The sequence below is a fragment of the Vibrio sp. MOR3 genome, from assembly GCF_001557775.1.
GTDB classification, from domain to species: domain Bacteria; phylum Pseudomonadota; class Gammaproteobacteria; order Enterobacterales; family Vibrionaceae; genus Vibrio; species Vibrio jasicida.
The window spans coordinates 265938-291132 of the sequence record NZ_LNRD01000002.1 but is presented as its reverse complement, the minus strand read 5'-3'; the positions used below and the strand labels follow the sequence as shown (position 1 = coordinate 291132).

Below are 25195 nucleotides of genomic sequence, written 5' to 3'. Positions count from 1 at the left end.
TAATCAATTGGATGCTTATATATGGCGAAGCTGTACATCATTTGTTACAAAGCTGGTTTTAATATTTCCTTTTGAGGTTAAATAAGGGCATAAAAGACCATTGTTTTATATCCTATTGCTATATCAAAGTAATTGAACGATATTTTGTATATCTCATTTCAGAGTGTCGAGGCATAGGATGGAGCAACAAGGAAAGACATGCATTGAATTCGACTACACCAGCTTCCTAGGGGCAACGGGAAGTAAGAAGTGGACCTTTCTGGAAGCGTTCGCCACCATCGCGCCCATTTTTGGCATGATGTGGAAACAGAACATCGCGGAATTGAGCCAACCAGAGGATCGCCTTTGGGACGCTGCATTAAAATCGATGTCTTCACGTCAGAGCGATGAATCCAATTTAGTGATGTTGGCAAAGCTTGCAAAACATGAAGGAATCCATGAATTACGTGTAGTTATGCCTTATTCGTTAGACTTAAAACAAATCGAGTACATTGAATCTAGAAGTAAACTAAAAGTAGATACCACAGAGCAAGATGTCCTTAATTTGAAGTTCTAACACTAAAGCTATACCTTCCCCCAATCAAAAAAGCGATCGAGTATTCGGTCGCTTTTTTATTACCTGTTGTAAACCTGAGAACCAATGCTGTGTTTTAGCTTAGCTCCTTTTTGTATTCGTTTTTTACTCAGCGTTGAGCGAGTAAAGCTTAATCAATCAAACCGTATTCTTTGCTCAAGATTTCGATGATCTCTGCTTTCGGATTATTGCTCAACTTGATTGGCTGCCCTGTAATTTTTTCTGCGATGCCGATATACGTGCGAGAGATGTCCATCAAAGACTCTACTGGCAGATCGTTATCACGAGCAAGGGCGTCACGCTCGGGCATGCGCTCTTTGTTAAGCAGAATATCAGGATCAGGGAAGTGGTTTAATAAGAACTGACGGAAACCTTCTTTCGAGTTTTCAACGATGTTTCCGGCTTGGTATTCTTTTGTATCCCAAATACGTGACGAATCAGGCGTACCGACTTCATCCATGTAAATTAGCTTTTCGTTACCGGCAGCGTCGTGCACATAGCCAAATTCAAACTTAGTATCTACGAACGTTTGGTCAACGGCTTCAAGCGCATCGCTGATCACATTAAAGCCTTCTTTCAATAGCTTTTCGTATTGCGCAATGTCTTCTGCACTTGAGAAGTTGAAAGCTTCATAGTTCTCCACGATGTTTTGGCGAGTGATGTTCACGTCATCCGCTTCAGGAACGCCTGGAATACCTTTCAAGATACCTTTAGTTGAAGGTGTCATTAGTAATTCAGGTAGGGCTTTATCTTTCTCAAGACCTTCAGGAAGCTCAATACCACAGAATTCACGCTCGCCATTTGCGTAGGCACGCCACATAGAACCCGTGATGTACTTACGGCAGATTGCTTCAATCTTCACTGGCTTCGCTTTTTGTACGATCCAAACGAATGGGTGAGGGATGTCCAAGATATGACTATCAGCAAGGCCGTTGTCTTTGAACAATTTGAACCAGTGGTTAGAGATCGCGTTGAGTGCCGCGCCTTTACCCGGAACGCCTTTGAGTCCACCTTCGCCGTGCCAGATACAATCGAATGCAGAGATACGGTCACTGATCACCATGATGGCCAATGGGGCATCAGTAGCGACATCGTATCCTTTTTCTTTGATCAGTCGTGCGCTGTCTTCTTCAGTTAACCAGTAAACAGAGCGAACTTTTCCGCTGTGAACAGGCTTGTGGGTGCGAATTGGCAGGTCGTCATTGACGGCAAGTACTTGATTAGCAAGGCTCATTGCGACATTCCTATCATCTTAATCAAACGTCATAAAGAGAAGATATCCAACGAAAAGAGCACGCTGAATAAATCGAATGAGGGCATCATACCAGAACTATTTTAACTCGCCAGAGAAAAAGCAAACGTTTGCCTTAATTTGTTAAAGCACAAAAAAAGCCTCCTTAAAAGGAGGCGAGATGCAGGATGGATAACGTCGATCTTGTTAGTGGTACTTGTTCACTCTGCCTTCGACGAAAAAGACTTCACACTGATAACGTTGAGCAATATCGCGAAGCATTGATTGATTCATTAGGGCAATCTTGTTTGATGCGACGACAGCGCTAGCGTTACCAGACTGAATAGCTTTAATCACGATTTCCACTTCAGAAAGCTGTTGAGACGGCTTCATCTGAATGATGTTTTGACAGCGAATGTGGGAAGCAGCAAGTTGCTCAAAATCAGGACGAGGGCACTCGGCGGTAAACAGAATCCATTGCTGTTGTTGAGACAAGACTGCCAACTTAGAAAGAAGTTGGTCCGACACATCCATAGGTTGTGTTGCTTGTGCCAATACGTTGTAGCGAGAGTATGTATGAGATTGAGTTTGTAACTGCATCTTACTGTTCCTTTATACATGCTGTATGTCTATACAGTAGTTTGTTTTTGATGCCTGATCAACCGATTTTTATGAATTGAGTTGAAAAACTTTCCCTTACTTATGAGTTGGTTTTTATCTAAGCTATTGAAATTAATGTGTAAAGTTCGGTTTTTGATATGTTTGATAAACATGGTGAAATGTGAGGTCACCTGCATTCCGGAGCTGTATATACAGGTGGTTACTACTGTATATACAGTAATTTCGGCTTAGCTACACAGTGGTTTTAACCGGTTTATACAGTGCTTTTTCGTGATAGCACACAGTAGTGTTAGTGCTTTTGAGGGAGAAGAAAGGAAGAGAAAACAAGAAAGGCAGAGGCAGAACGTTCAAGAAAGCGCTTTGCTTTTACAGACAATGATAAAAAGCAGGCTGCGATTACGCAGCCTGAAAATACAAGGATCGATGTTTAATAATGGTTAGAATTCGGTTTTTGCACGTGCGATTTCTGTTTCAAATAGGCCGATGCTGCCAGCCCTTACAAGCTGAACCATAGTTTGAAACATAGTGCGAATTTGTTCGATGTTACCTGAATTGGCGCGGGAGCATAAACTGCCAAGTTCGGAGTTTGCTAATCGCAATAATCGGCTTCTGTTAGGGCCAGAGACTTTTCTTTTAATTGTATTTTTCAAAACCATCAACTCGCCAGTTGCAACGGCTTCAGGAGGCTGGCTAGCAATAATTGCTTCCGCTTCATCTGTGTACATATGGTCACCTGTTTTTTTGTTTGAGCGACAAAACTATACTCCAGATAAATCGAGGGTTTGACCCGGTAACTAGGAAAACAATCGTGTTCACTATGAAATAAGTGACATCGTTTTTAATTGGTTAATTAATAGGCTGAGAAGCACCAGAGGGATAGGGAATATGAATTCCTTCTAGAAAACCGCGATGAAATAAGTATTGAAGTGGGATCAAAAAAGCGCCTTACAAAAAGGCGCTCTTGAAAATCAGTTCCGTTGATTTGCTCTTGTTAGCTTGCTCGTTGTGTCATGCGTTCGCGCATTTGCATTTCGCCTTGGTTAAACAGGCGAACATCTATTTTTGCGATGTCGTAACAGGATTTGCATGAGCTATGGTACTTGCCGTCGACATAATCATGACGAGTTACAAAGCTAGGTTTTTTACACCAGTCACAGGTGCCTTCTTCAGTGAACATTGATTTTCTCCCCACCTACATAAATTTTGAGTCGCTAGGTGTTATTTTTCGCCCAACATTATGGCATACAAAAGATAGCCAGGTTAAATGTCTGTTAATTTGTTTGAGAGGGAGATCGATTGCGAGCCTTGATTTGTGAGGTTGAAAGGCTCGTAAGATAAAGGTGCGTGGCTTATTTTACTCTTTTGTAACATTTTGTGAAATGGTTTTAAACGCCTGATTTAAACGCTTCATCTCTTCTTCCGAGCCTCTAGAATCAGGGTGATAGAGTTTAGATAATTGTCTGTAGCGCAACTTCACTGCTTTACTGTCTGGAATAGTTTGCGGGGTATAGCCAAACATCGCGCAAGCGACGAGAAGTTTTTGGTTCTCAGATTGACCTTTTATCTTCTTAAACTCTTTAAATACTTTTTCGAGTTGGCGCTTAAGTTGTTTATTGGCAAATTGAAGTTCTTTCACTTGTGTCTCTAATTGCAGAGAGCGTGACACTTCATTTGCTGCAGTGGCTTTGGCCTTTTGTGTGTGCCTGCGGTAACCGAATGCACCGCCACCAAGAAGTAGAGCAAAGCCCAGAGCGCCAGAGGCATACCAAACGTTGAAGTTTTCAGCTCTCTTTGCTTGTTGAATTTCAATGGTCTCTTTCTGTTCTTCGTCAATGGCTTGCTTATCCAACTCTACAATTTCAGAAACTTGTTTGGCTCTGAGTTGATTGAAGCGATCTTCCAAAAACTGGTTATAGGCTTCTTCTGCCTGAGGGTTTTTAAGTGCAGACAATTGATACCAAGCTTCGACGAGATCGGAATTCGATACTTCTGCTTGATGGTGCTGGACAAAATCAGCCAACAAAAAGCCACGGTCGGTAGGATCGTTTAACGCAACAGAAGTGAACCAATAAATCGCTTGGGTGAAATCCGTGTTGCCAGTTAAACCACGAGCGTAATCTTCTGCTAATTGTTTTTGAGCAGGTAAGTAATCTTGATGTGCCGCTTGCTCTAGCCAATAACGTGCGTCAGTAGGTGATTCTGGATTGGGTTTCAAAGCCAGTTGCTGCGCAAGCTCGAATTGGGCTTCAGGTTGTGTCGGGTTCTGAGAAGCAAATGCAGTGCTCGTAAGGCAGGCACTTAAAGCAAAGGTGAGGGCTGTGGTTCTGAAAGACATTGGGTATGTCAGGTCTAGCGAACGACGCTAGACCTGCTCCGGTAATCATTGTTATTACCGATATGGTGCAACCAAATTACTTCAGTGGCAAGATCTGGATTTCAACACGGCGGTTGCAAGCACGACCTTCAGAAGTTTGGTTAGAGCAAATTGGGTTTCGCTCGCCGTAGCCACGTGCAATTGCACGACCTGGTGCTACGTTTTGTGATACTAGGAACTGACGTACCGATTCTGCGCGACGCTCAGACAGTGTTTGGTTGTAAGAGTCACTACCAGTGCTGTCTGTGTAACCGTCGATCACGAGGCTTGTATCCGGGTATTCAACGAGGATACGAGCAACGCCACGTAGTGTGTTGTGGATGCTTGCGTCGAGTTGGTAAGAACTTGAAGAGAAACCAATACCGTTTTCCATGCGAAGTAGCAGCTGGTTTTCACCAACACGTTCTACTTGTACACCTGAATTCAATAGTGCGCGACGTAGCTCTGCTTCTTGTTGATCGAAGTAGTAGCCAACACCTGCGCCAGTAGCACCGCCAGCAGCCGCACCAATTAGAGCGTGTTTACGACGTTCTTTTGCGTCATCACCTGTTGCCAAACCGATAGCCGCACCAGCGATAGCACCGATCAGTGCACCTTGTGTGGTCGAGTTAGTCTCGTATTCACCTGTGGTTGCGTTTTGGCGTTGAGTTGCTTGACAGCCAGTAAGAGCTAGCACTAGCGCAAGTGCAATAGACATCTTTTTCAAGGGAAAATCTCCGTATAAGCTGAGGCGCAATTGCGCCTCATAATGGGATGCGAATTATGAATGAGTAGGTATTGATATTTGTTATGCGAACGTCAGATTGATAGAAGCTTTGTAAGCTTTTTCTTATAGTTGCTGATGTTATAACCGTTTGTGCAATTATTTAGACGGATTGTCTAACATCTTTCTCGCTTGTTCACCACCAACGCCACGGTTGACGGAAACCTTACGACCTTTTTTTAACCCAACTTCGTAATCTGCAGTTAGGTTTTTCATCGCTTCTCTGAGCTGTTGCTTGAACGTTTCGCGATCGATGTTTTTAAATTCTTTATCAATGTAATTATTGATTTTATTGGCTGACTCTTCATCTGGAGAGATAACAGGCAGTTTTTCCAACGCACCTTCAACCCAGCCAGAAACAAATGAGTTTACGCGGCGCGTTACTTCCATTGAAGAGGTCCCAGAACCGGCAAAACTATTGCGGAATTGTCCGGTGCTCTCGTTCATTTCACGGTAGATAATATCGAACGCAAAGGCCGCGAAAATAGCGCGGTCAGCCTCTCCGATAAATTCGACGCGTTTAAGCCCTTTGTGATTCAACAAGACGGCTTCAACACCAAATTTGGTATTGATACCACGAATCACGCGCAACAGCGTTGAACTGATGTTTGCTGGCAGCAGATGCGAAGATTGAGTTTTACCCATTTTGATAAACTCAATATCATCTTTATCCAAGCCATACTTAAGCATAAGGCGGTGCGCCATCTTGATAGCATTTGCAGCCTCATTTACGTTGGCGGAGTTGCCCAGTTCTAAGCACTTGGCGATTTTTTTCAGAGCTTTTTGTTTATCCATCGACGACCAATAACGAGAACGGAAATTTAGGAAGTCGGATATATTACCTTTTTTCAGTCAAAAACGGAATAACGGGAGTAGGAGAAAGGCAGCGAGAAAAACAAAGCCCCTTTAATGACAGGGGCTTTGGTGGGAAGTTGAATTACAAACCGAGTTGGTCGAGTAGGTCATCGGCATCGCTTTTGGAACTAGCTGCTTCCGATGCTTTCTTGTCTTCCATACTTTTGCGAGTGGCTTCTAAAATATCATCTGGGCTTTCATCTTCTGCCACTTCAAATTCTTCGAGTTGGATAAATTCAGTTTTGTCCATCGCAAGCTCAAGGTAGAAGATGTTGTTATTCGCTGTTGAGAAGGTCACGCGGCGTGCTTGAGGTCGATCGAGGTTGGTATCAACTTGCAGAATCACTTGCTTATTGAGCGACAACATTTTTGGTTGGTTCTGCGTAATATTGGTTTGTAGCTCTTTACGAATCTTGTTCGTGAAATCACCCACTAGTTGATTCATCAGTTCACCCAGTACATCACCGACTTCATCTGATGTGTGTGAGATCGCCAGTTCCTCTTCTGGCATGCCCATATTGCGCATGTAGTTGGTGTAGATCTCAAGTGCTGCTTTTGCGGTAAAGTTAATCACTACAAGGCCCGTGAAGCCACCATCAAACAGTACAAAACAACCAAAATCCGGCTTGAGGCTGGTTTTATTGATCTTTTGTACCATTGCAGAGTAGTTAACTTGAGAAGAGGTTGCCGAAGTAAGAACGCCAGAAACCGACTGGCAAAGTTTTAGAAGGATATCTTCAGTGGTTACAACTTTATTTTTTTTCATCCTGAAAGCTCATATTGAAAGGCTATTTCCCCTTCAATGTAAGGCATCAAGCCTTAAAAAATAAAGCATAAGTTTAAATCTTGTATAGAGATTCTGATTTGAACGCCTTTTTAAATGTTGTAAAGTGACGTAATTCAAAGAAAACAACTTCATCCTCGTCTCGGTCTCAGTTTTATGGCTGCGGGTCGAAAATGCGTGGATGACTAAAAATTAGATAACCCGCAGCTGATTGGATCAGCGCAGTAGGGGCAGGAAGCAAATGTTACCAAGATTACACTCGCAAACGGATGTCGATCCTCTCGTTCTGAGTTTTCTCAAAGAACTCGAGCACTCCGGGTTTACTGGCGATATTGAAAGTCAGTACTCTAGTCGTCTCGCAGTAGCCACTGATAACAGTGTCTATCAGCAACTCCCTCAGGCCGTTGTACACCCCAAAACCACCCAAGATGTCTCGCTCATCGGTAAATTGAGCAACAAAGAGGAATATGAGCGTATTACGTTCTCTCCTCGTGGTGGCGGCACTGGCACTAACGGTCAGTCGTTAACCAAAGGCATTGTGGTTGATTTGTCTCGCCACATGAACAAAGTCTTAGAAGTGAACGAGCAAGAGGGATGGGTTCGCGTTCAAACGGGTGTCGTCAAAGACCAATTGAACGATGCCGTTCGTCCTTATGGTTATTTCTTCTCCCCAGATTTATCGACCAGTAATCGGGCAACGATTGGCGGTATGATCAATACCGATGCTTCCGGTCAAGGCTCGCTAAAATACGGTAAAACGTCTGATCACGTTCTTTCTCTTCAAGCTGTTTTTGCCGATGGTTCAACCTTAGAGTCTGACCTTTCTCACGGTTTGCCGACTGAAGGCGAATTTGCTGACACGGCAATGCGTGTAACGGAATCTGTGTGTCGTGACAAACGCCAGCAAATCAACGACAAGTTTCCTCCGCTAAACCGCTTCCTAACCGGCTATGACCTTAAAAACGCATTTGATGAAGAGGCAGACAGCTTCGATATCACTCGTGTTTTGTGTGGCGCTGAGGGCTCATTGGCGTTCATCACCGAAGCGAAGCTAAACCTAACCCGAATTCCTAAAGCGCGAACTCTGGTTAATGTCAAATACAACAGTTTTGATTCGGCTCTACGTAATGCGCCATTTATGGTGGAAGCAAAAGCGTTGTCCGTTGAGACCGTGGATTCAAAAGTTCTGAACTTGGCGAAGCAAGACATTGTTTGGCACACCGTCAGTGATTTGATTACTGACGTACCTGATAAAGAGATGCTTGGCATTAATATGGTTGAGTACGCTGGTCAGGATGAAGAAGAGGTTGCTTCTCAAGTCGCGTTTCTAACGGCCAAGCTCGATAGCATGCTAGAAACGGAAGAAGCGGGCATCATTGGCTACCAAGTCTGCAGTGATGTGGCGAGTATCGGCCGTATCTACAACATGCGTAAAAAAGCCGTGGGGCTATTGGGTGCTGCGAAAGGGCGTGCTAAACCCGTTGCGTTTGCTGAGGACACTTGTGTTCCACCAGAAAACTTAGCGGACTTTATCGTAGAGTTTCGTGAGCTGCTAGACGCAAAATCACTTAACTACGGCATGTTCGGCCACGTAGATGCTGGTGTTCTCCATGTTCGACCGGCATTGGATCTGTGCGATCCTCATCAGGAAGCCTTGATGCATGAAATCTCAGATGAAGTGGTTAAGCTGGTGGCAAAATTCGGAGGTTTAATGTGGGGCGAGCACGGTAAAGGTTTCCGCTCTGAGTATGGCCCTGAGTTCTTTGGTGAAGAACTCTTTACTGAATTGCGCCGTGTTAAAGCCGCGTTCGACCCTCATAACAAAATGAACCCAGGCAAAATCTGTACGCCGCTAAATAGCGATGCAGAGCTTGTCAAAGTCACCGATACCAAACGTGGTTACTTCGATCGCCAGATTGATGTTCAGGTACGTGATAGCTTCAAGCAAGCGATGGAGTGTAACGGTAACGGCTTGTGTTTTAACTACGACACCAGCTCGCCTATGTGTCCTTCAATGAAAGTCACTGCAGACCGTCGTCATTCGCCAAAAGGGCGTGCGGGTTTAGTTCGTGAATGGCTACGCCAACTAACAGAGCAAGGCATCGATATTCTCGATCTAGAAAAACAAACTCTGGAAAACAAAACGTCCATCAAAACCATGATTGACCGAGTCCGCCATTCGATTAATCGTCGCCACGAGTATGACTTCTCTCATGAAGTGTATGAAGCCATGAACGGTTGTTTAGCTTGTAAAGCGTGTGCTAGCCAATGTCCAATTAAAGTTGACGTACCGAGCTTCCGTTCTCGCTTTCTTAATATTTATCACTCACGTTACCAACGTCCAGTTAAAGACTATTTGGTATCGAACATTGAATCCATGCTGCCATTGATGGCCAAAGCGCCGAGTGTAGTAAATGGTGTGCTTAAGCAATCTTGGGTGCAAAGTTTGACTGCGTCGACAGTCGGATATGTTGATGCACCGCTGCTGTCTGTACCGACCTTGAAAGAGCGAATAGAGACGTTAACTACAGCTTACGATCTGCAAGCGTTGAGTGGTTTACCTTCTGAAGACAAGCAAAAGCATGTACTGATTGTACAAGACCCTTTTACCAGCTATTACGATGCTGAAGTAGTGGAAGACTTCGTCAAGCTCGTCAGAAAGCTCGGTATGAATCCTGTGTTGTTACCGTTTAAACCAAATGGCAAAGCACAGCACATTAAGGGTTTCTTACGCCAATTCAAGAGCACCGCACAAGATACTGCAAAGTTCTTAGAAATGGTTGCGGATTTGGATATCCCTATGGTTGGTGTCGATCCTGCGTTGGTACTTTGTTATCGAGACGAATATGCCGAGGTATTGGGCAGTAAACGTGGTGATTTTGATGTGTTGACCGCTCATGAATGGCTCCACCCAAGATTAAGCGAGTTCCAGACATTAGAGTTGAAAGAGCAAGCACCTTGGTACTTATTCGCGCATTGTACTGAGAAAACCAAAATGCCAAATGCTGAGAAGGAGTGGGGGGCTATTTTCGCTCACTTTGGGGCGATACTAAATACAGTACCCGTCGGGTGTTGTGGTATGGCGGGTACATTTGGTCATGAAGTGGATAAGCTAACCATGTCGCGGGATATCTTTGACCTGAGTTGGAAGCCTAATCTAGATAAGTTAGACAATGAAAGATGTCTCATCACTGGCTACTCATGCCGAAGCCAAGTCAAACGCTTTGAAGGGGTAAAACCTAAGCATCCGGTTCAAGCTTTGCTAACCTTGGTATAAATAGCTTCGTAAGCCCAGTTTTACTGGGCTTTTTATCACTTATAACTCGCGTTCATTTTTGACACGCAGACGCTTTCATAAGGATATGAAAATTGAAAAAGCTTGAGCTTAAAGTGCCACCTGTCGCTTTGTTTTTGCTGATGGTGCTTCTGATGTACTGGCTGAAAGAAGCCATGCCAGAAATGAAAATTACTGTGCCGTTTGTTGAGTTTGTTACCGCTGGGCTAATTTTGATCGCGGGGGTTGTTGGTATTGCTGGTGTTTACGAGTTTCGAAAAGCTAAGACGACCGTTAACCCAGTCAAACCAGAAACTGCTTCGTTGGTGGTGGATACTGGTGTGTTCGCTTACACACGTAATCCAATGTACGTCGCGCTATTGCTTGTCATCATTGCGATTGGATTATGGTGGCAACACCTCAGTGTTATCTTATGTGGCGTATTGTTTGTTGCTTACATGAATCGCTTTCAAATTAAGCCAGAGGAGCGAGCATTAGAGCGATTGTTTGGTGAAGACTATTTAGATTATAAGAATCAAGTACGTCGCTGGATTTGATGACAGTAAAACAAACCGCAGATAAAAAGAAAAACACAGATAAAAAGAAAGCCCAGCAAAGTCGTTGGGCTTTCTTATGAATTTGGTTTTGAAATTGGTCGGCAGAGACTTTGTCTGTTAAGAACTAAGCTGCCTTAGCGAACTTTGCTAGAAAGGCGTCCTTACGCTCGTTGAAGCGTTGAACCAAATCGTCTACCGCATCTTGGTCGTATGGCTTAAGGCCACTTGCCACCATTCGCTTGATCCCTTTGCCTACCACTTCGCCGTCTTGTTTGAATGCAAAGTTTAGCGTTACCACACCGCGTTTACCTTCGACATCAAAAGTCGCGCCAGTAAAATCGACTTCCGGGTGAGTCAGATCGAGACGGTTAAATTCCACTTCCATGCTCTCGTAGATAACAAGAGGGCGCTGGCAGTTGATCATCATTTGTTTCTCTTCCATAAGAGGAACCATAATGTGTGGGAAGTTCATGCCAGAGAACTGAACGTAGTTTGTTACTACGTGTTCAATAAATGCAGCATCGCGGTTGGTTTCACCTTCGCGAGACATGTGTAGGTACTCTTTGCCTGCTTCATTGACGACCGCACTTTCTTTTTCACACTTATTTTCAATGTGAAGTGCAACGCCATCGCTTACCATTCCTGAGAAATCGAAACGCATTTTTTGGCTCACACCTTCTTTGCTCAGTAACACTGCAAAAAGCAGGTCTCCTGGAACACAAAAGCGTTTGTTGTCTTCATCATGAATAGGGTTGTAATCACCAGCTACGCGCTTGGCAAAGTGACTTGCTTGCTCGCGAGTAAATTGGAATTGGTGATTATTGTTTGAAAAATAAGGTGTTAGAAACATAATTTTTACGTAGTAACCGAAACTGTCAGGGATTATAGGCGAATATCTTCCTGCCAATGGTCCATCCAGTGGAAAGTTCACAGCATCTTAACAATGAGACGACAAGGGGGGTGAGTAAAGCCACAGTCCACTCGTTCATCGTTGGCTTGGAAATACCTAGGAAAATAGGCGCTTTTATCAATAAATCATAGTTCAAATGTATCGTTTGAGGCTAAATATAGTTGGTGCAATGGCTTACTTCTCTTCATTTTGTGAGATATTGACTATTTATCATCGTAATTAATGAGTAATTGAAATATTAAATTGTTATAAAACAGCATCTTAATAATAGTCATGCCGAATAATATTGGCGTATTATTATTTGGCGTTTTGTACTATCTACATCCTCTTTTGTCCAAAAAGACACTATTGGTTCTTTTGTAACTAACAATCTCTGCCTAACCTGACCTAAAGATAATCAAACAGAAACAGTAATCTATATTGTTATTATTATCCGTATTGGGAGCGTTCCCACTGTTTGTCCTTATTAATTTTAATGTCTTACTTATCATTACCTTAAGTGGCGAATCACTTACAACAAGTTGAGATAAGGTGCATTGCCGCAACTGGGCTGCTGGTTTAATGTTTTGCAAAATTTTATAAAAACAATAAAAAATAGCGCCTTTGCAACCTTGATAGCCTCTTTCCTAACAGACTGTCTTGTACGCAGGAGGTAATAAAACACAACAACAAAAGTTTGGCTGTCTATGAAATCAATGATCCCTCGGCATCAACCAAAGGCTTAGCTCTAAGTCTCTCTGCTCTCAACGTTTGCCCACGAGAGCACCTTAATTAAAAACGTTTAATTTCCGGTTGCGAATAAGTAATCGGAGGCTTGCTGCTTCCTGCAAGAAGCGAATAACTTCTCAAACCAAGGATAATTATATGAAGTTACGAAAATTGGTATTGGCGTGTGCCATTGCTTCCCCCTGTGTTAGTGCTTTTGAAGTTTGTAATATTGGTGATGAATACAACGTACTGGATCGTGAGAGCTTCCACGATATACGTAAGTCAAATTACCGAAACTTCAGTGAAGATCTAACGCCACAAGATTTGTTTTTATCTGCGCCAGAACACCACGCAGACGCGCGACCTTCGCTTGCTGAGGCAGATGAAGTTTTCCCAGAAACTGCATCTCTACTTGAGGTCGGTCCTGCTAATGTTGCCGTTCTTGAATCCGAAGAAGCGGCGAGTTTGCTTGCGACAATCGGGCATTCGACGGCAGGTTTTGCCAAGGGTGCGCTAGAAGCGTTAGGACCAGTAGGCGATACCGTTGCAGTGGGATTGTGGGCAAATGATGTGGCTCAAACCTTTGAAGATGAAACGAAAACGTCCTACGACCGCTTTGCTACGGTGATGAGCCTGATTGATTGGTTTGGCGTTCTCAAGCTACCTGAGCGAGAAATTGATCGTAAGATCCTAACGGCTCGTTGGAATCGAGTTGCCGCGGGTGATCATTATAGCTTTACCGTTCACGACGACATCGTCACTCAACAAGACAAAAAAGATAAGCAGCATTGGGCGGATCTTGCATCCGGTCAAAAGCGCATGCTTGAAGCGCTGGCAAAGGGTTATGCCTCTGATGTAGCGCTTAAATATCAGCAGCATTATCAAGAAGCGTTAAAAGCGCAAGCCGTGTTAGCAGAGACGTTGATTAACTCTGTCGAGAGCGAAGTTCAGAAAGCCATTTTTAATAAGCTCGCGTTAGAAGGCGCGAATGCCAAACTGTTTGCCTCTGATCTTGCTTCAACTTGCCGCACAGAGATTGATGCGTTGCTGGCTTTGTACCCAGAGCAGGAAGAAAACAACAACCGCCCAATGTATGTGCCATCGAAGCGAGAAGCTAATCGAGCACTAGCGCGCTTGCAGCATTGCCAACAAGACCATCTGGACTTGGCAGTGGCGGTGCTTGATGAACTTAGAAATGGGGAAGTGGAAGGCTTAGATCGTCAATCACTGTATCAACTTTACCGACAAGTTCTCAATTCGAAGATCAAAATCGTCGAGACCGCGAACGCCCAGCTTGATGTGCTTAGAGCCAAGTTAAAAGAAGAAATGTATGCAGAAGGCATGAATGCCATCGATCGTTTGTTTGATTCAGAAGCGGTTGCGAAAGCCCATCGCTATTTTAAAGACCAAGCGGATTATTTAGCGATAGATGAAATGTCTCGCAGTATTTTTGGGCGTCCAGCCACGGCTACTGAACGTCGTCAAAAGTACTTTGTTATTCAAGAAGGGTACGAGAAGTGTACTCGAATTGGGATACTTGGGGGGGACCCGAACTTCAGAGGGTGTACTGAGTACACGTGGATTCCTGCAGAGAAAGAGCATTATGACTCTGCAAAAGATGAAGTAATTTCGCAGATGGTGATGCCAAATCGCGATGCGATCAAGCGTGTCTTTACACAATCTATGGATGAACTGATCAACGAAGGTTGGAGCTCTCAACATGAAGAGGCTTGGCTTGAGCAGCAGATCCTAAGCTTTTCCGACAAGCAACGCATCATCACAACTGCAGAAGCTGATAAAGCACGAGTGATGCGTTGGATGTTTGATTCCAGTGCGGCACTGGAAGCTGAGTGTGGCGGTGGCAATGCTTGTGCCGCTTGGTCTCCTAGCTACCTAGCAAAAGAAAACCTATCTCGCGAATCGTCATTGCACCACATTGCTGATTGGCATGAAAGGAACAAAGACTCAGGTTATTACGTGCATTCAAAGCGCTTGGCAAAACTGGAAGGTTTTATTAGCTCGGCACTAGAGAGTGAATGGCAAGCAACACATGTAAACGGATTTTATAGTTACCTATATCCGGGAAGCTTTGATCTCGATAAACATGCCCCTTTAATTGCGTCAGCACTAAAGGCGTCCAACTTGAATACCAGCAATCTTGCTGCAGCATTACCGCTAGCGAAAAGCGTGGTAAAAAATCGTATTTTAGAAGCGATGAGCGTGGCTGACAGCAATGGTGAGGAATGGCTTGCTGCACAGCTTGGCGACTTCCAGAGATACATTGGTATTATCCATGCGCAGTATATTTCGACAGGCCACTACGCATCAGGAGAAATGGGGACGACCGCACTCCTATCTGAGCCATTACCTGCTCATCTACTGCGCTACATGACGTTGGACGTTTATTACAATATCGACGATAGCGAATCTGCATATTACTACCCAGCGAATAATGGCGAAGACATGAGTTATGACGCGCGTCTACATGCATCTATCGATGACTTGTTTAACGCTAATTCTGAATTGGGTAGAAAGCTCGACCTGCTAGTTCAAGTTAATGACAACTTCACCAACCTACCGGGCAGAACTTGCATGATCATGTACCCGCAACTGAGAGACGCCTTGTTTAAGATCTCCGGTGATGAGTCAATGTATTGGTTAACCCCATTTTCTGATTGGTTTGACAGTGTGACTCGCCAACAGCTAGAGCTGTTTAGTGCGATTCGTTTCGGAGTCATCAAGCAGAATGAGCTAAATATCTCCTGTGATTTAAGCCCAAATAACCCTAGATATTGGTAAAGGGAGGAACAGACTATGTTGAGAATTATTTCACTCTGTTTTCTCTGTTTTAGCTTCGTCGCCCAGGCTGCGCCTTTTGAGGCATTGAAAGCCCCTTTACGTAGCCAAGTACAAGTCGATGAATTAGCGTCACAATTTTCTGATTGGGCGAAAGCTTCCAGTGGTTGGCGATATAAATTGATGACGGCGAATGAAGTCGAAGCCTTGGAAGATTTTTCCGTTTCTGGCTATCAGCTTGCGAATGACTACTTAAGAGCTACGGATACCTCCACTTGGGGGAGTGCGGGAAAAAGTGCGAGGAGGTTTATTAAGCAGGTTCGTAGTGCCATGAAAAAACTGCCTCACTACAAGGGTGTAACCTACCGTGGTGCGTGGGCAAAGCAGTCTCTTTTGAACAAACTCCAAGTGGGAGATGTGGTCGTGGAACCTGCATTTACATCCAGTAGCACCATTCCAGAAATCGCGAAGCGTTTTGCCGTGGTTCGGCCTAACTCGCCCCAACCTTTACAGCGTGTGCTGTATGAAGTTCAAGTAAGAAACAGTGGTCGCGCACTTGGTGGCTTGTCTGAATTTGGTGGAGAAGCTGAGGTGTTGTTACCACCACACACTTACTACAGAGTGACAAATATCGAATTGAATCGAGGTTCTGCGATGGTGGCGCTAGAGACCGTTTCGTCACATGAAGCGACGACGGGAACAACATATAACCTCTATTCAGGTGAAGAGATAAGCCATTCCTACTGGCGTACTCTATTCTGCAGTTGAACAGGGAGCTTAATATGAAAAAAATGATTTTAGTCTTTTTACTGACTTTTTCGACTCACCATTTGGTGATAGCAGAAGATTTTGTAGAGTTTAAAGGGCGGGATTTGTCACCAGTTCAACAAGAGCAGATGGCAGATGACCTAATGGATTGGTCTGTCGAGAATCACGCAAAGGCAGAGCGGAAGATGATTCCGGAAGAGTACTCAGCAATTAAACGTTACGGTCGTGTAGACCATGATGTTGTGAATGAGTACATGCGAGCTGGCGAACCCAAAGAGTTCTTGATGCAGGGATATGGAGAGGCGCTTAAAAGCCGTGTTTCTCATATGCGAAGTGTGATGAACAAGCTGCCAAACTATAAAGGCGCGGTTTATCGGGGTTCATCCATTAAGAATAGCCTTCTGGAAAAGCTTAATGTTGGCGACATCTTACATGAAAAAGCCTTTCTATCGACTTCTACTATTCCAAGTGTCGCCAGAAACTTTTCCGCTTCTGGAGCATATGAGGGAGTGTCTGCGGCTCAGTTTAAAATTGAACTGAAGTCGTCTGGGCGGGCTATTAATGCTTATACCTTTAAACCTTATGAAGCAGAAATTTTAGCAAAGCCTAATACTTATTTTCGTGTAGAAGCCATAGAGAGGCTTTCATCGAGAAAAAACTACATAAAAATAAGAGAGATCAAGAATCCAGCAAAATATCTAAAGGCTGAACCAGATATACACATTTACGATAGCTTTAGTGGAGAAGAAGTGTCACTTAGATCTCGATCAGCATTGTATTGTCTTTGATGGTAGTTACCTCTCATGCCTGTTGTATGAGAGGTATTATTTAAAATAAGTTATTAACATTCTCCTGGTTATTTTTCTGGGAGATTTATTTCGTCAATTGGTAAATAAAAGTGAAATCTAGAAAAGTAATATTCGGCTTATTAGTTCACGCTAGTTTGTGTTCTCATGCAATTGCGGGCTTGAAGTACAATGATAAATACTACAGTAATGCAGATATAGAACAGATCATGGAAGTTATGTCTGAGCCTGGCATTGATGATTATGGAGAATTTAACAGACTAAGAACAGAATTATACGAACAAGCTGATGTTCAAAAAGATGTTCTTTCAGAAGAAGAGGTCGCTGCACTTGCCGAGTATCAAGACTATGCTTTTGCATCGACTCGAGAAAGTTTTATCTCAGGCGTTTTTGATGATGAAACCCTGAATATCATTGATCATATAGATTCAGCGTTTGAAAGCGGTGCAAAGTATCAAGGCGTTACCTTTAGAGGAGAGCGTGAACTTGGGGCTTATATGTCAGACATACAAGTTGGAGATATTGTTAGTCCTAGCGCTTATGTTTCAACGTCTATATCAAAAGATGCTGCCTATAACTTTCATTCTGGCCAGCTTGCAAGATTTGAATTGCGACAGGGTAAAAGCGGTATTGTAATACCAAATGTTATTGATGGGGAGCTGGAGGTTCTTATTAATAGAAACTCTTACTTTGAAGTGACAGCTATTAAAACGAGTTATATGGGAACTCACGTTGTTTACCGAGAAATAAATCCTAACTCAATAGGTAATAAGAAAATAAAAGATATGCATAGCGGCGAAGAAATCACAGCCGCTGAAGTGTGCGCTTTTTAAAGTCATATTTATGAACGGTCCATTTTACTCTTTAACCGTATAAAGAACATATTACTAATGAATTCAAAGTTAATACCCAGTTTCATCGTTTTGGCTGCATTCAGTCCTGCTACCTATTCATTGTGCTTTATCGATGGTGTGTCTGATACACAAAGCTTAAATAGCTTCGATAGTCAGCGTCTAGAAGGGCACCTCCATCAGGAGTTTTTCTCAGAACCTCAGTTTGGCTCTACATTCGGTGAGCTAGAACACTCTTCACAACAACAGCTGTTTTCTGAGGCATGGCCTTCAACAGAAGAGGCATTAAATGCTGTACCAGTAGCCTCAGAAAGTGCGTTAAGTGGCCCTGCAATATTAAATCGTCTGGGTCGAGCTGGAAGCTCTACACTTGAAGTGCTTGGCCCTGTTGGCGATGCCTTTGCTGTGGGGGTTTGGGCAGAGAGTATGGCATCTACATTTTCCAAAGAGTCATCGACGCGTTTAGATAAAGCAGCGTCTGTCTTCTCGATTGTGCCATTGGTCGGTGATGAGCTAAACATGCTGTCCAATGATATTAAATACTTTGCAGCGAAAGAGAAGATTGAGGAGTTTGAATCTCAAACTCACTATGTTTTTAATGGTCATCATCCTGATTTCAATCGATTTCATCACAAAAAGGAAGACGCAATTAAGCTGATTAATCAATACGATAGGCACGTTAACGCGTCGATTGAAATGTACATCGACCAACTATTGCTTGCTGCGGATACGGAATATCGCCGAATAACAGCAGGTTATGACCGTCAGCTTGTGAGGCAAATGGCGAGGATGGATCTGGAATACCTCAAGGTTTATGGTCACATATCAGAGCAATCAAATCTCAATAGCCCGTTATGCTCGGACGTTGCTGATAATCCGCTTAATTTGCTGGATTGTGTCAAATCACAAGGTCAGGAGCGGATTCAGCTGATCGCTCAACAATTATCCTCGTCAGAATTAAATCAACTTCACCTAAAATTACACGAAGCGAAGCGCTCGCTTGTCCAAACTTCCATAAATAACTTGCAGGAGCACAAAGACATACTGCTCAGTAATGTCATTGCTCGTGCAAAGAGCCATCTTCCTGAAGTCTACCAATACACGAGACTTAATCGACGTTTACTTGAGGAGAGGGCACGTATGAGTGGGTTGCGTGAGTATGCGAAAGTGAATTGGAATGTGGATTATTTGTCAGAAGAGCAATTACATACCGCGACATTTGAAGTGAAGCCAGCAAGAGAGTGTTGGGGTATACCGTCCGTTTATCCCGGTGGTATTCAGGCATCGCTTGACGCATGTAAAGACTCAGGACCGCTCTATGACACCTACCATGTATCTAAAGATCAAGAGCTCGTTGATGTGATCAGAAAATCGTTTAACTTCGATGTGGATACTTATGTGGGAGCGAAGGTCAACCAAGGTTGGCAGTCGGGATTATTGCGCTCTAAATTAAATGATGTGGCTTATGCGTATGTATTTGGTCAACTCTCAAATCAAGCATTTGAAACCTTGATAACACAGCTATCAACAATGAAAGTGCTTCCTTATCAAACTACCTTAACCGAGTACTTAAATAGCCAGGGCTTGAATGCTAACAATCCTGAGCAAAGGAAAGACTGGTATCAGCTTAGCCGTTGGTATGAACTGCTTTTAACTGAAAAACCATCCGGAGGGGTATTAAGTGCTATCAAGCAATATGAAGTGTTCCGCGCTTTCATACAGCCAGTCTTCGAACAAACGATTGTTGCGGCTTACCTTCGTGATGTTTACTACTCAATACCTTACCCAAGCCTCTATTCAGCGAAGAACCTTCGATTTTATTCTCCAATTATGGCAAATACTTTTGACCAAGTTGTAGCGAGCTCCAACGCGAACACGCTGCTGAGAAACTTAGATTCGGCTGTGGGTGAAATCATCGAAAAAGTACATGAGGTTAATACCGCTAACGACTTACATTATCTACTTGGTGATTTGGCCTTGTACGCACAAATCGCTCAACACCAACAATCTGAAGTGCATGTACTGACGTCTGGTGTTAATTCTGCCCAGCTTTTTAATAGTTCATTATCAGTGGTGCATAGACAGTATCTCAATGAAGCGCATCAGCGGGTCCTTTTTCAGCAAGTGAAAGCATCAGATCAGCATCCTCTTTGGCAAGCGCTGTCTAATGTCGGTAACAAACTGTCTGAAGGTGAACTGGAGTTGGCGATTACTCAGTTGGGTGATGTTATTCGGAACAACGAAATGACAATGCTTCCGCAGATTAACGAAGTGCTTCTCCAAGAGCTAGAAGAGCTTATCGAGCTACAGATTAAGATTGAGGGTTAATAGGATGAAAACTTTAACAAAAGTGATGTCAGTCATTTTTACATTCTCAATATTGATTGGAAGTGCTTTTGCTGGTGGTGGTGCAGAGATGGGGGAGTTTTATGCTGCCCCTGATGGTGTGAAGGTCATTTATGGGTACAACACCCCGCAGTACGGTAATCTCTATCGAGTATCAACTAGCCTGTATGTACAAACAAAGGATGACGCTTATCTTGCAGATATTAAACTTCTGATTCAAAAACTGAAAATATCACCGACTGGGCGAGAAGTGTTGCGCCAAATCGCGACTTATATTCCCGTCAATGCTCCAGAAGATACTGTAGCCCCCCTTATTGAGCATCTTCAAGGCGTTGATACGAACAAGGTTAATGTGGTGACCGTGATTCGCGAGCCGGAAAGCGCTGGTCGTTTGTTTGAGACCGTTCCTTCCAGTTTCGTTGATAGGCAAAAGTCTGAGCTTGTCTATTCAAGGCAATTTGATGGAAAAGGCGTGTCAAACACGGTGTTCTTTTCTACCCAAGAGGTGGTTAATATTCCGGGAACGGACAAGCCTTTTGATCAAGCGGTCGCGCTAGGTCATGAGTTAATTCATGCTCGTGATTACGCTTCAGGCGCGATGCCTCCAGGTAGTGTGCTATTAAAGCATCGTCATCCCGAAACCGGACAGGTTACGGAGTACTCGATTGAAAATGCCGAATATCAAACGACGGGAATTTTCCATTATAACAATGCAGAAAGCGGCAGAGATGCTGAGACTGCGATAAGTGCAATTCGTAGTGATGCGATCATGAGGCGGGAAGAGATGTACTTCCGCTGGAAATCTAATGGACAGAACAAGCCGAAAGCTTATTTGAAAAATGAAAAGGTAGTGAGTGAGTTTCATTTGGCCGATGATCTTGGCGCATATAAGAGAAATACTTATTGGCCTGCAGGGCAGTACCAATATCATCCTTATACGGTTGAGGTAAGGCCAGCTGCTGCAGGATCTCTATCACCCAAATGGAATACATTGGAGGGTAAGCAAGCCCATGTCGAAGTTCGTCGAGCATTGAACCAGTCTTTGAGTGAAGGCAAGGAGACGGCGATTGTGCTTATTGATGCGACCGAGCAACGATTATCGCAAAGCTTACAATACTCTCCGGCGCTGACAAGGCGTGGTTTAGGGAACCAAAGTGCGATCTTAAATTATGCTGCTAAGAACAACATTAAAGTGGTCAATGCTTATAGTTCTGAAAATGAAACGCCTCTGGCGAGTTTGAAGAAGAAAAAACGCAGCCGAATGTACCGCGCAATTCTCGGGCAACCCGAAAGTTCGGGTGGATACAAAGATGTTCAGTTTAGTTTGGACAATCAATCCTTACTTTCACAAGAACTCGAAGGTCAAGAGACTGTACTCGTGATGGCGTATTCCGATGGTCAAATGACAACAAACATCGTCGATAGCTTATCAGACGACCTCAATAAGCAAGTTCTGGTCTCACGACATTCTAATCTCGATTATCAACCTTCAAACTTGAGTGTAGAAGAGAGTACCGCTTGGTTGAATATCCGAGAAAAACAGAATGTGAAAATGCTTGGCTCTGGCAGCCGTAGCCGTTTTAACATTTGTAGTATTCAGTAATGTTCTGATGATGTTGCTACAAAGGTAACAAGAAGAATCAAAAAATAAAGCCGATTGAGTTTGCTGCTCAATCGGCTTTTTCTTAATAAGAAGTGTATTAGTGCACGCTAGGGAGCAAACTCTCTGGCATTAATGCATTGTGCAGTGCCAGTTTGAGAAGGGCGTTTGCCTGCTCGATATCTGGCGCGAAGTAACGGTCTTTGTCGTAGAACGAGACTTTCTCGCGCAACATTTGCTTAGCAATCTCGATGCGTTCGGAGGACTTGTTTGGTGCACGGAAATCCAACCCTTGCGCGGCTGATAAGTATTCAACCGCCAAAATACCACGCGTGTTTTCTCCCATCTCTTTCAGGCGGCGAGCCGCAAAAGTTGCCATCGAAACATGGTCTTCTTGATTTGCGGATGTTGGCAAGCTATCGACAGAAGCAGGGTGAGCCAGTGTTTTGTTTTCACTTGCTAACGCAGCCGACGTCACCTGCGCAATCATAAAGCCTGAGTTCACGCCGCCATTGTCGACCAAGAATGGAGGAAGCTTAGATAGCGCGCTATCAATAAGCAGTGCCATACGACGCTCTGACAAGCTACCAATCTCAGCAATCGCAAGGGCAAGGTTATCTGCGGCCATTGCCACGGGTTCGGCATGGAAGTTACCGCCGGAGATGATGTCGTTATCTTCAGCAAACACCAACGGGTTATCTGATACTGAGTTCGCTTCTACTTGCAGAATCTCCGCGGAATTACGAATTTGCTGTAAACATGCGCCCATGACTTGAGGTTGGCAACGAAGTGAATATGGATCTTGTACTTTTTCGCAATCGGTGTGTGATTCACCAATCTCGCTGGTTGCTTCTAGCATATGTCGATACGCTAATGCGGCATCCATTTGGCTACGATGACCACGAACACGATGAATGCGAGGGTCGAACGGACGACGGCTACCTAATGCAGCTTCTACCGACATCGCCCCGCAAACCGTCGCGGATGAGAACAGATCCTCTGCGATGAATAGGCCTTCCAGTGCAAATGCCGTTGACGCTTGAGTACCGTTAAGCAGTGCTAAACCTTCTTTTGGGGCCAGCGTGATTGGCTCTAGACCAGCAATTTGCAGAGCTTCTAAGCCAGAAATGACTTTGCCATTGTGACGTGCTTGGCCTTCACCAAGAAGCACCGTACTCATGTGAGCCAACGGCGCTAAGTCACCCGATGCGCCTACTGAGCCTTTTTGTGGAACGCATGGATACACCTGCGCATTCACAAGGTCAATCAGCATGTTGATGACCTTCAAGCGCAAGCCTGAGAAGCCACGCGCAAGGCTGTTGATTTTCAGTACCATCATCAAGCGAACGGTTTCATCTGACATAAATTTGCCGATGCCCGCAGCGTGTGAAAGCACAATACTGCGTTGCAGCGTTTCTAAATCTTCTGGCGCAATACGTGTGTTCGCGAGTAGACCGAAACCCGTATTGATGCCATAAACGGTGCGATCTTCTGCAATCACTCGGTCGACAACTTGAGTGCTTTCCTCAATGGCCGGAATGGCTTCTGGGTCGAGAGTAAGGTTGACAGGTGAGCGGCTCACCTGACGCAGTTCGTTTAAGCTAATATGGCCTGGCTTTAGCGTTAAATTGAGCATGTCTTTCATCCTTACTTCAGCTTTTTCAGTTCTTCGTTGAGCATTGGTAGATCTAATTTTTGTTCGGCTGCGCATTGTTTGGCGATGTCGTAGCCGGCATCGGCATGACGCATAACGCCCGTCGCTGGGTCATTGTGAAGTACGCGAGCAATACGCTCAGACGCATCATCACTGCCGTCACAACAAATCACCATACCCGAGTGTTGAGAGAAGCCCATACCAACACCGCCTCCGTGGTGTAGAGACACCCACGTTGCGCCGCCTGCTGTATTCAATAGCGCATTAAGTAGCGGCCAATCCGATACGGCATCAGAGCCATCCATCATCCCTTCGGTTTCTCGGTTCGGGCTGGCTACAGAGCCGGAGTCTAAGTGGTCACGGCCAATAACAACCGGTGCTTTAAGTTCACCGTTTTTCACCATTTCGTTGAAGGCTTGGCCAAGACGTTCACGGTCTTTTAAACCCACCCAACAGATACGTGCCGGTAGACCTTGGAACTGAATGCGTTCACGTGCCATGTCTAGCCAGTTGTGCAGGTGAGGGTTATCAGAGATCAGCTCTTTTACTTTCTGATCGGTTTTGTAGATGTCCTCTGGATCGCCAGACAACGCTGCCCAACGGAATGGCCCAATACCTTCACAGAATAATGGGCGAATGTAAGCCGGTACGAAACCAGGGAAATCAAATGCGTTTTCTACGCCTTCTTCCAACGCCATTTGACGGATATTGTTTCCGTAATCCAGTGTTGCAGCGCCGCGGTTTTGCAGCTCTAGCATGGCTTGAACTTGTACAGCCATTGATTGTTTCGCCGCTTTCACTACGCCGGCTTCATTTTGCAAGCGCATTTCTGCTGCATGAGACATGCTCCAACCTTGAGGTAAGTAGCCGTTCAATGGGTCGTGCGCAGAGGTTTGGTCTGTTACTACATCTGGTGTGATGTTACGTTCCACAAGCTCTGGGAAGATGTCTGCTGCGTTGCCTAGTAGACCGACAGAAATAGGCGTGTCGGATTCTTTGATCATCGCTAGCGCTTCATCCAACGATGTGGCTTTCTTGTCGACGTAGCCAGTGCGTAGACGGTAATCGATACGTGATTCATCGCACTCGACGGCTATCATAGAGAAGCCTGCCATGGTACCTGCTAAGGTTTGCGCGCCACCCATACCACCTAGACCGCCAGTTAAAATCCAACGACCTTTTGCCTCGCCGTTAAAGTGCTTTTTAGCGACCGAGACAAACGTCTCGTAAGTGCCTTGAACAATGCCTTGTGAGCCGATGTAAATCCAGCTACCTGCAGTCATTTGTCCGTACATCATCAGGCCTTCTTTATCGAGCTCATTGAAGTGCTCCCAATTGGCCCAATGTGGAACTAGGTTTGAGTTCGCAATCAGAACGCGTGGCGCATTTTTGTGAGTCGGGAAAACGCCAACTGGTTTGCCTGATTGAACGAGAAGAGTTTGGTCATCGTCGAGTCTTTCTAACACTTCAACAATCTTATCGAAGCATTCCCAATTTCGTGCTGCTCGACCGATACCACCGTATACAACGAGCGAGTGAGGGTGCTCGGCTACGTCTGGGTCAAGGTTGTTCATCAGCATACGAAGTGGGGCTTCCGTCAGCCAAGATTTGGCGCGCAGGTCGGTACCGCGTGGAGCACGAATTATTCTGCTGGTATCAAGTCGTGGATCTTGTCCTTGGCGCTGTGTCATTTTAAGACTCCTTTAGTTTCACGTGTGTACCA

At 44.5% G+C, this 25195-nt stretch carries 20 protein-coding genes; 9 read left to right on the top strand and 11 right to left on the bottom strand.

Features of this window, described 5'->3' with window-relative positions; genetic code table 11:
- Nucleotides 1–178 precede the first annotated feature (178 nt).
- A complete protein-coding gene (locus ATB76_RS05930; protein ID WP_038868678.1) occupies nucleotides 179–556 on the top strand; it encodes a hypothetical protein in 378 nt (125 codons plus the stop codon).
- 148 nt (nucleotides 557–704) lie between these two features.
- Here ATB76_RS05930 and ATB76_RS05925 read toward each other — a convergent pair whose 3' ends face one another.
- The 8 genes from ATB76_RS05925 to ATB76_RS05890 form a co-directional block, all read right to left on the bottom strand.
- Complete coding sequence (locus ATB76_RS05925) at nucleotides 705–1808, bottom strand: phosphoribosylaminoimidazolesuccinocarboxamide synthase (RefSeq protein WP_042604569.1); 1104 nt, start codon at nucleotides 1806–1808, stop codon at nucleotides 705–707.
- A gap of 204 nt (nucleotides 1809–2012) precedes the next feature.
- Nucleotides 2013–2405 carry a SulA-like leucine-rich domain-containing protein gene (locus ATB76_RS05920; protein WP_038874664.1) on the bottom strand — a complete coding sequence of 131 codons (393 nt, stop codon included), beginning with the start codon at nucleotides 2403–2405 and terminating at the stop codon, nucleotides 2013–2015.
- Between the two features lie 458 nt (nucleotides 2406–2863).
- Nucleotides 2864–3151 carry a hypothetical protein gene (locus tag ATB76_RS05915; RefSeq protein WP_038868673.1) on the bottom strand — a complete coding sequence of 96 codons (288 nt, stop codon included), beginning with the start codon at nucleotides 3149–3151 and terminating at the stop codon, nucleotides 2864–2866.
- Between the two features lie 266 nt (nucleotides 3152–3417).
- Nucleotides 3418–3603: a hypothetical protein gene (locus tag ATB76_RS05910; RefSeq protein WP_038868672.1), complete on the bottom strand. Its 186-nt coding sequence runs from the start codon at nucleotides 3601–3603 to the stop codon at nucleotides 3418–3420.
- 177 nt (nucleotides 3604–3780) lie between these two features.
- Complete coding sequence (locus ATB76_RS05905) at nucleotides 3781–4761, bottom strand: J domain-containing protein (protein ID WP_061034865.1); 981 nt, start codon at nucleotides 4759–4761, stop codon at nucleotides 3781–3783.
- A gap of 76 nt (nucleotides 4762–4837) precedes the next feature.
- Entirely contained in the window at nucleotides 4838–5506 is a 669-nt protein-coding gene (locus ATB76_RS05900) for an OmpA family protein (RefSeq protein WP_038868670.1), read from the bottom strand.
- 156 nt (nucleotides 5507–5662) lie between these two features.
- The gene (locus ATB76_RS05895; protein ID WP_038868669.1) at nucleotides 5663–6358 is read right to left on the bottom strand and encodes a DUF2786 domain-containing protein; all 696 of its coding nucleotides are present in this window, start codon (nucleotides 6356–6358) and stop codon (nucleotides 5663–5665) included.
- Between the two features lie 142 nt (nucleotides 6359–6500).
- Nucleotides 6501–7184, bottom strand: a complete 684-nt coding sequence (locus ATB76_RS05890) for a DUF3334 family protein (RefSeq protein WP_038868668.1) — start codon at nucleotides 7182–7184, stop codon at nucleotides 6501–6503.
- Nucleotides 7185–7443: 259 nt separating this feature from the next.
- On the opposite strand from ATB76_RS05890, the gene ATB76_RS05885 reads away from it, so the two are divergent.
- Nucleotides 7444–10479: an FAD-binding and (Fe-S)-binding domain-containing protein gene (locus tag ATB76_RS05885; RefSeq protein ID WP_042601762.1), complete on the top strand. Its 3036-nt coding sequence runs from the start codon at nucleotides 7444–7446 to the stop codon at nucleotides 10477–10479.
- 92 nt (nucleotides 10480–10571) lie between these two features.
- A complete protein-coding gene (locus ATB76_RS05880; RefSeq protein ID WP_045402635.1) occupies nucleotides 10572–11033 on the top strand; it encodes an isoprenylcysteine carboxylmethyltransferase family protein in 462 nt (153 codons plus the stop codon).
- Between the two features lie 124 nt (nucleotides 11034–11157).
- Here ATB76_RS05880 and ATB76_RS05875 read toward each other — a convergent pair whose 3' ends face one another.
- The gene (locus ATB76_RS05875) at nucleotides 11158–11883 is read right to left on the bottom strand and encodes a DUF3581 domain-containing protein (RefSeq protein WP_038868665.1); all 726 of its coding nucleotides are present in this window, start codon (nucleotides 11881–11883) and stop codon (nucleotides 11158–11160) included.
- 924 nt (nucleotides 11884–12807) lie between these two features.
- Here ATB76_RS05875 and ATB76_RS05870 point away from each other — a divergent pair.
- From ATB76_RS05870 to ATB76_RS05845, 6 genes are all read left to right on the top strand, one after another.
- Nucleotides 12808–15450 (top strand): hypothetical protein, encoded by a 2643-nt coding sequence (locus tag ATB76_RS05870; RefSeq protein ID WP_061034864.1) that lies wholly within the window; start codon nucleotides 12808–12810, stop codon nucleotides 15448–15450.
- A gap of 15 nt (nucleotides 15451–15465) precedes the next feature.
- Complete coding sequence (locus ATB76_RS05865) at nucleotides 15466–16215, top strand: ADP-ribosyltransferase (RefSeq protein ID WP_061034863.1); 750 nt, start codon at nucleotides 15466–15468, stop codon at nucleotides 16213–16215.
- A 14-nt stretch (nucleotides 16216–16229) separates the two neighbouring features.
- Nucleotides 16230–17003: an ADP-ribosyltransferase gene (locus ATB76_RS05860; RefSeq protein ID WP_061034862.1), complete on the top strand. Its 774-nt coding sequence runs from the start codon at nucleotides 16230–16232 to the stop codon at nucleotides 17001–17003.
- Nucleotides 17004–17113: 110 nt separating this feature from the next.
- Nucleotides 17114–17854 carry an ADP-ribosyltransferase gene (locus ATB76_RS05855; protein ID WP_061034861.1) on the top strand — a complete coding sequence of 247 codons (741 nt, stop codon included), beginning with the start codon at nucleotides 17114–17116 and terminating at the stop codon, nucleotides 17852–17854.
- A 57-nt stretch (nucleotides 17855–17911) separates the two neighbouring features.
- Nucleotides 17912–20200, top strand: a complete 2289-nt coding sequence (locus ATB76_RS05850) for a hypothetical protein (RefSeq protein ID WP_061034860.1) — start codon at nucleotides 17912–17914, stop codon at nucleotides 20198–20200.
- Nucleotides 20201–20204: 4 nt separating this feature from the next.
- The gene (locus tag ATB76_RS05845) at nucleotides 20205–21821 is read left to right on the top strand and encodes a M91 family zinc metallopeptidase (protein ID WP_061034859.1); all 1617 of its coding nucleotides are present in this window, start codon (nucleotides 20205–20207) and stop codon (nucleotides 21819–21821) included.
- 97 nt (nucleotides 21822–21918) lie between these two features.
- Here ATB76_RS05845 and hutH read toward each other — a convergent pair whose 3' ends face one another.
- Nucleotides 21919–23454: a histidine ammonia-lyase gene (hutH, locus tag ATB76_RS05840; protein ID WP_038874698.1), complete on the bottom strand. Its 1536-nt coding sequence runs from the start codon at nucleotides 23452–23454 to the stop codon at nucleotides 21919–21921.
- A gap of 11 nt (nucleotides 23455–23465) precedes the next feature.
- Entirely contained in the window at nucleotides 23466–25163 is a 1698-nt protein-coding gene (gene hutU / locus ATB76_RS05835) for a urocanate hydratase (protein WP_061034858.1), read from the bottom strand.
- Between the last annotated feature and the right edge of the window lie 32 nt (nucleotides 25164–25195).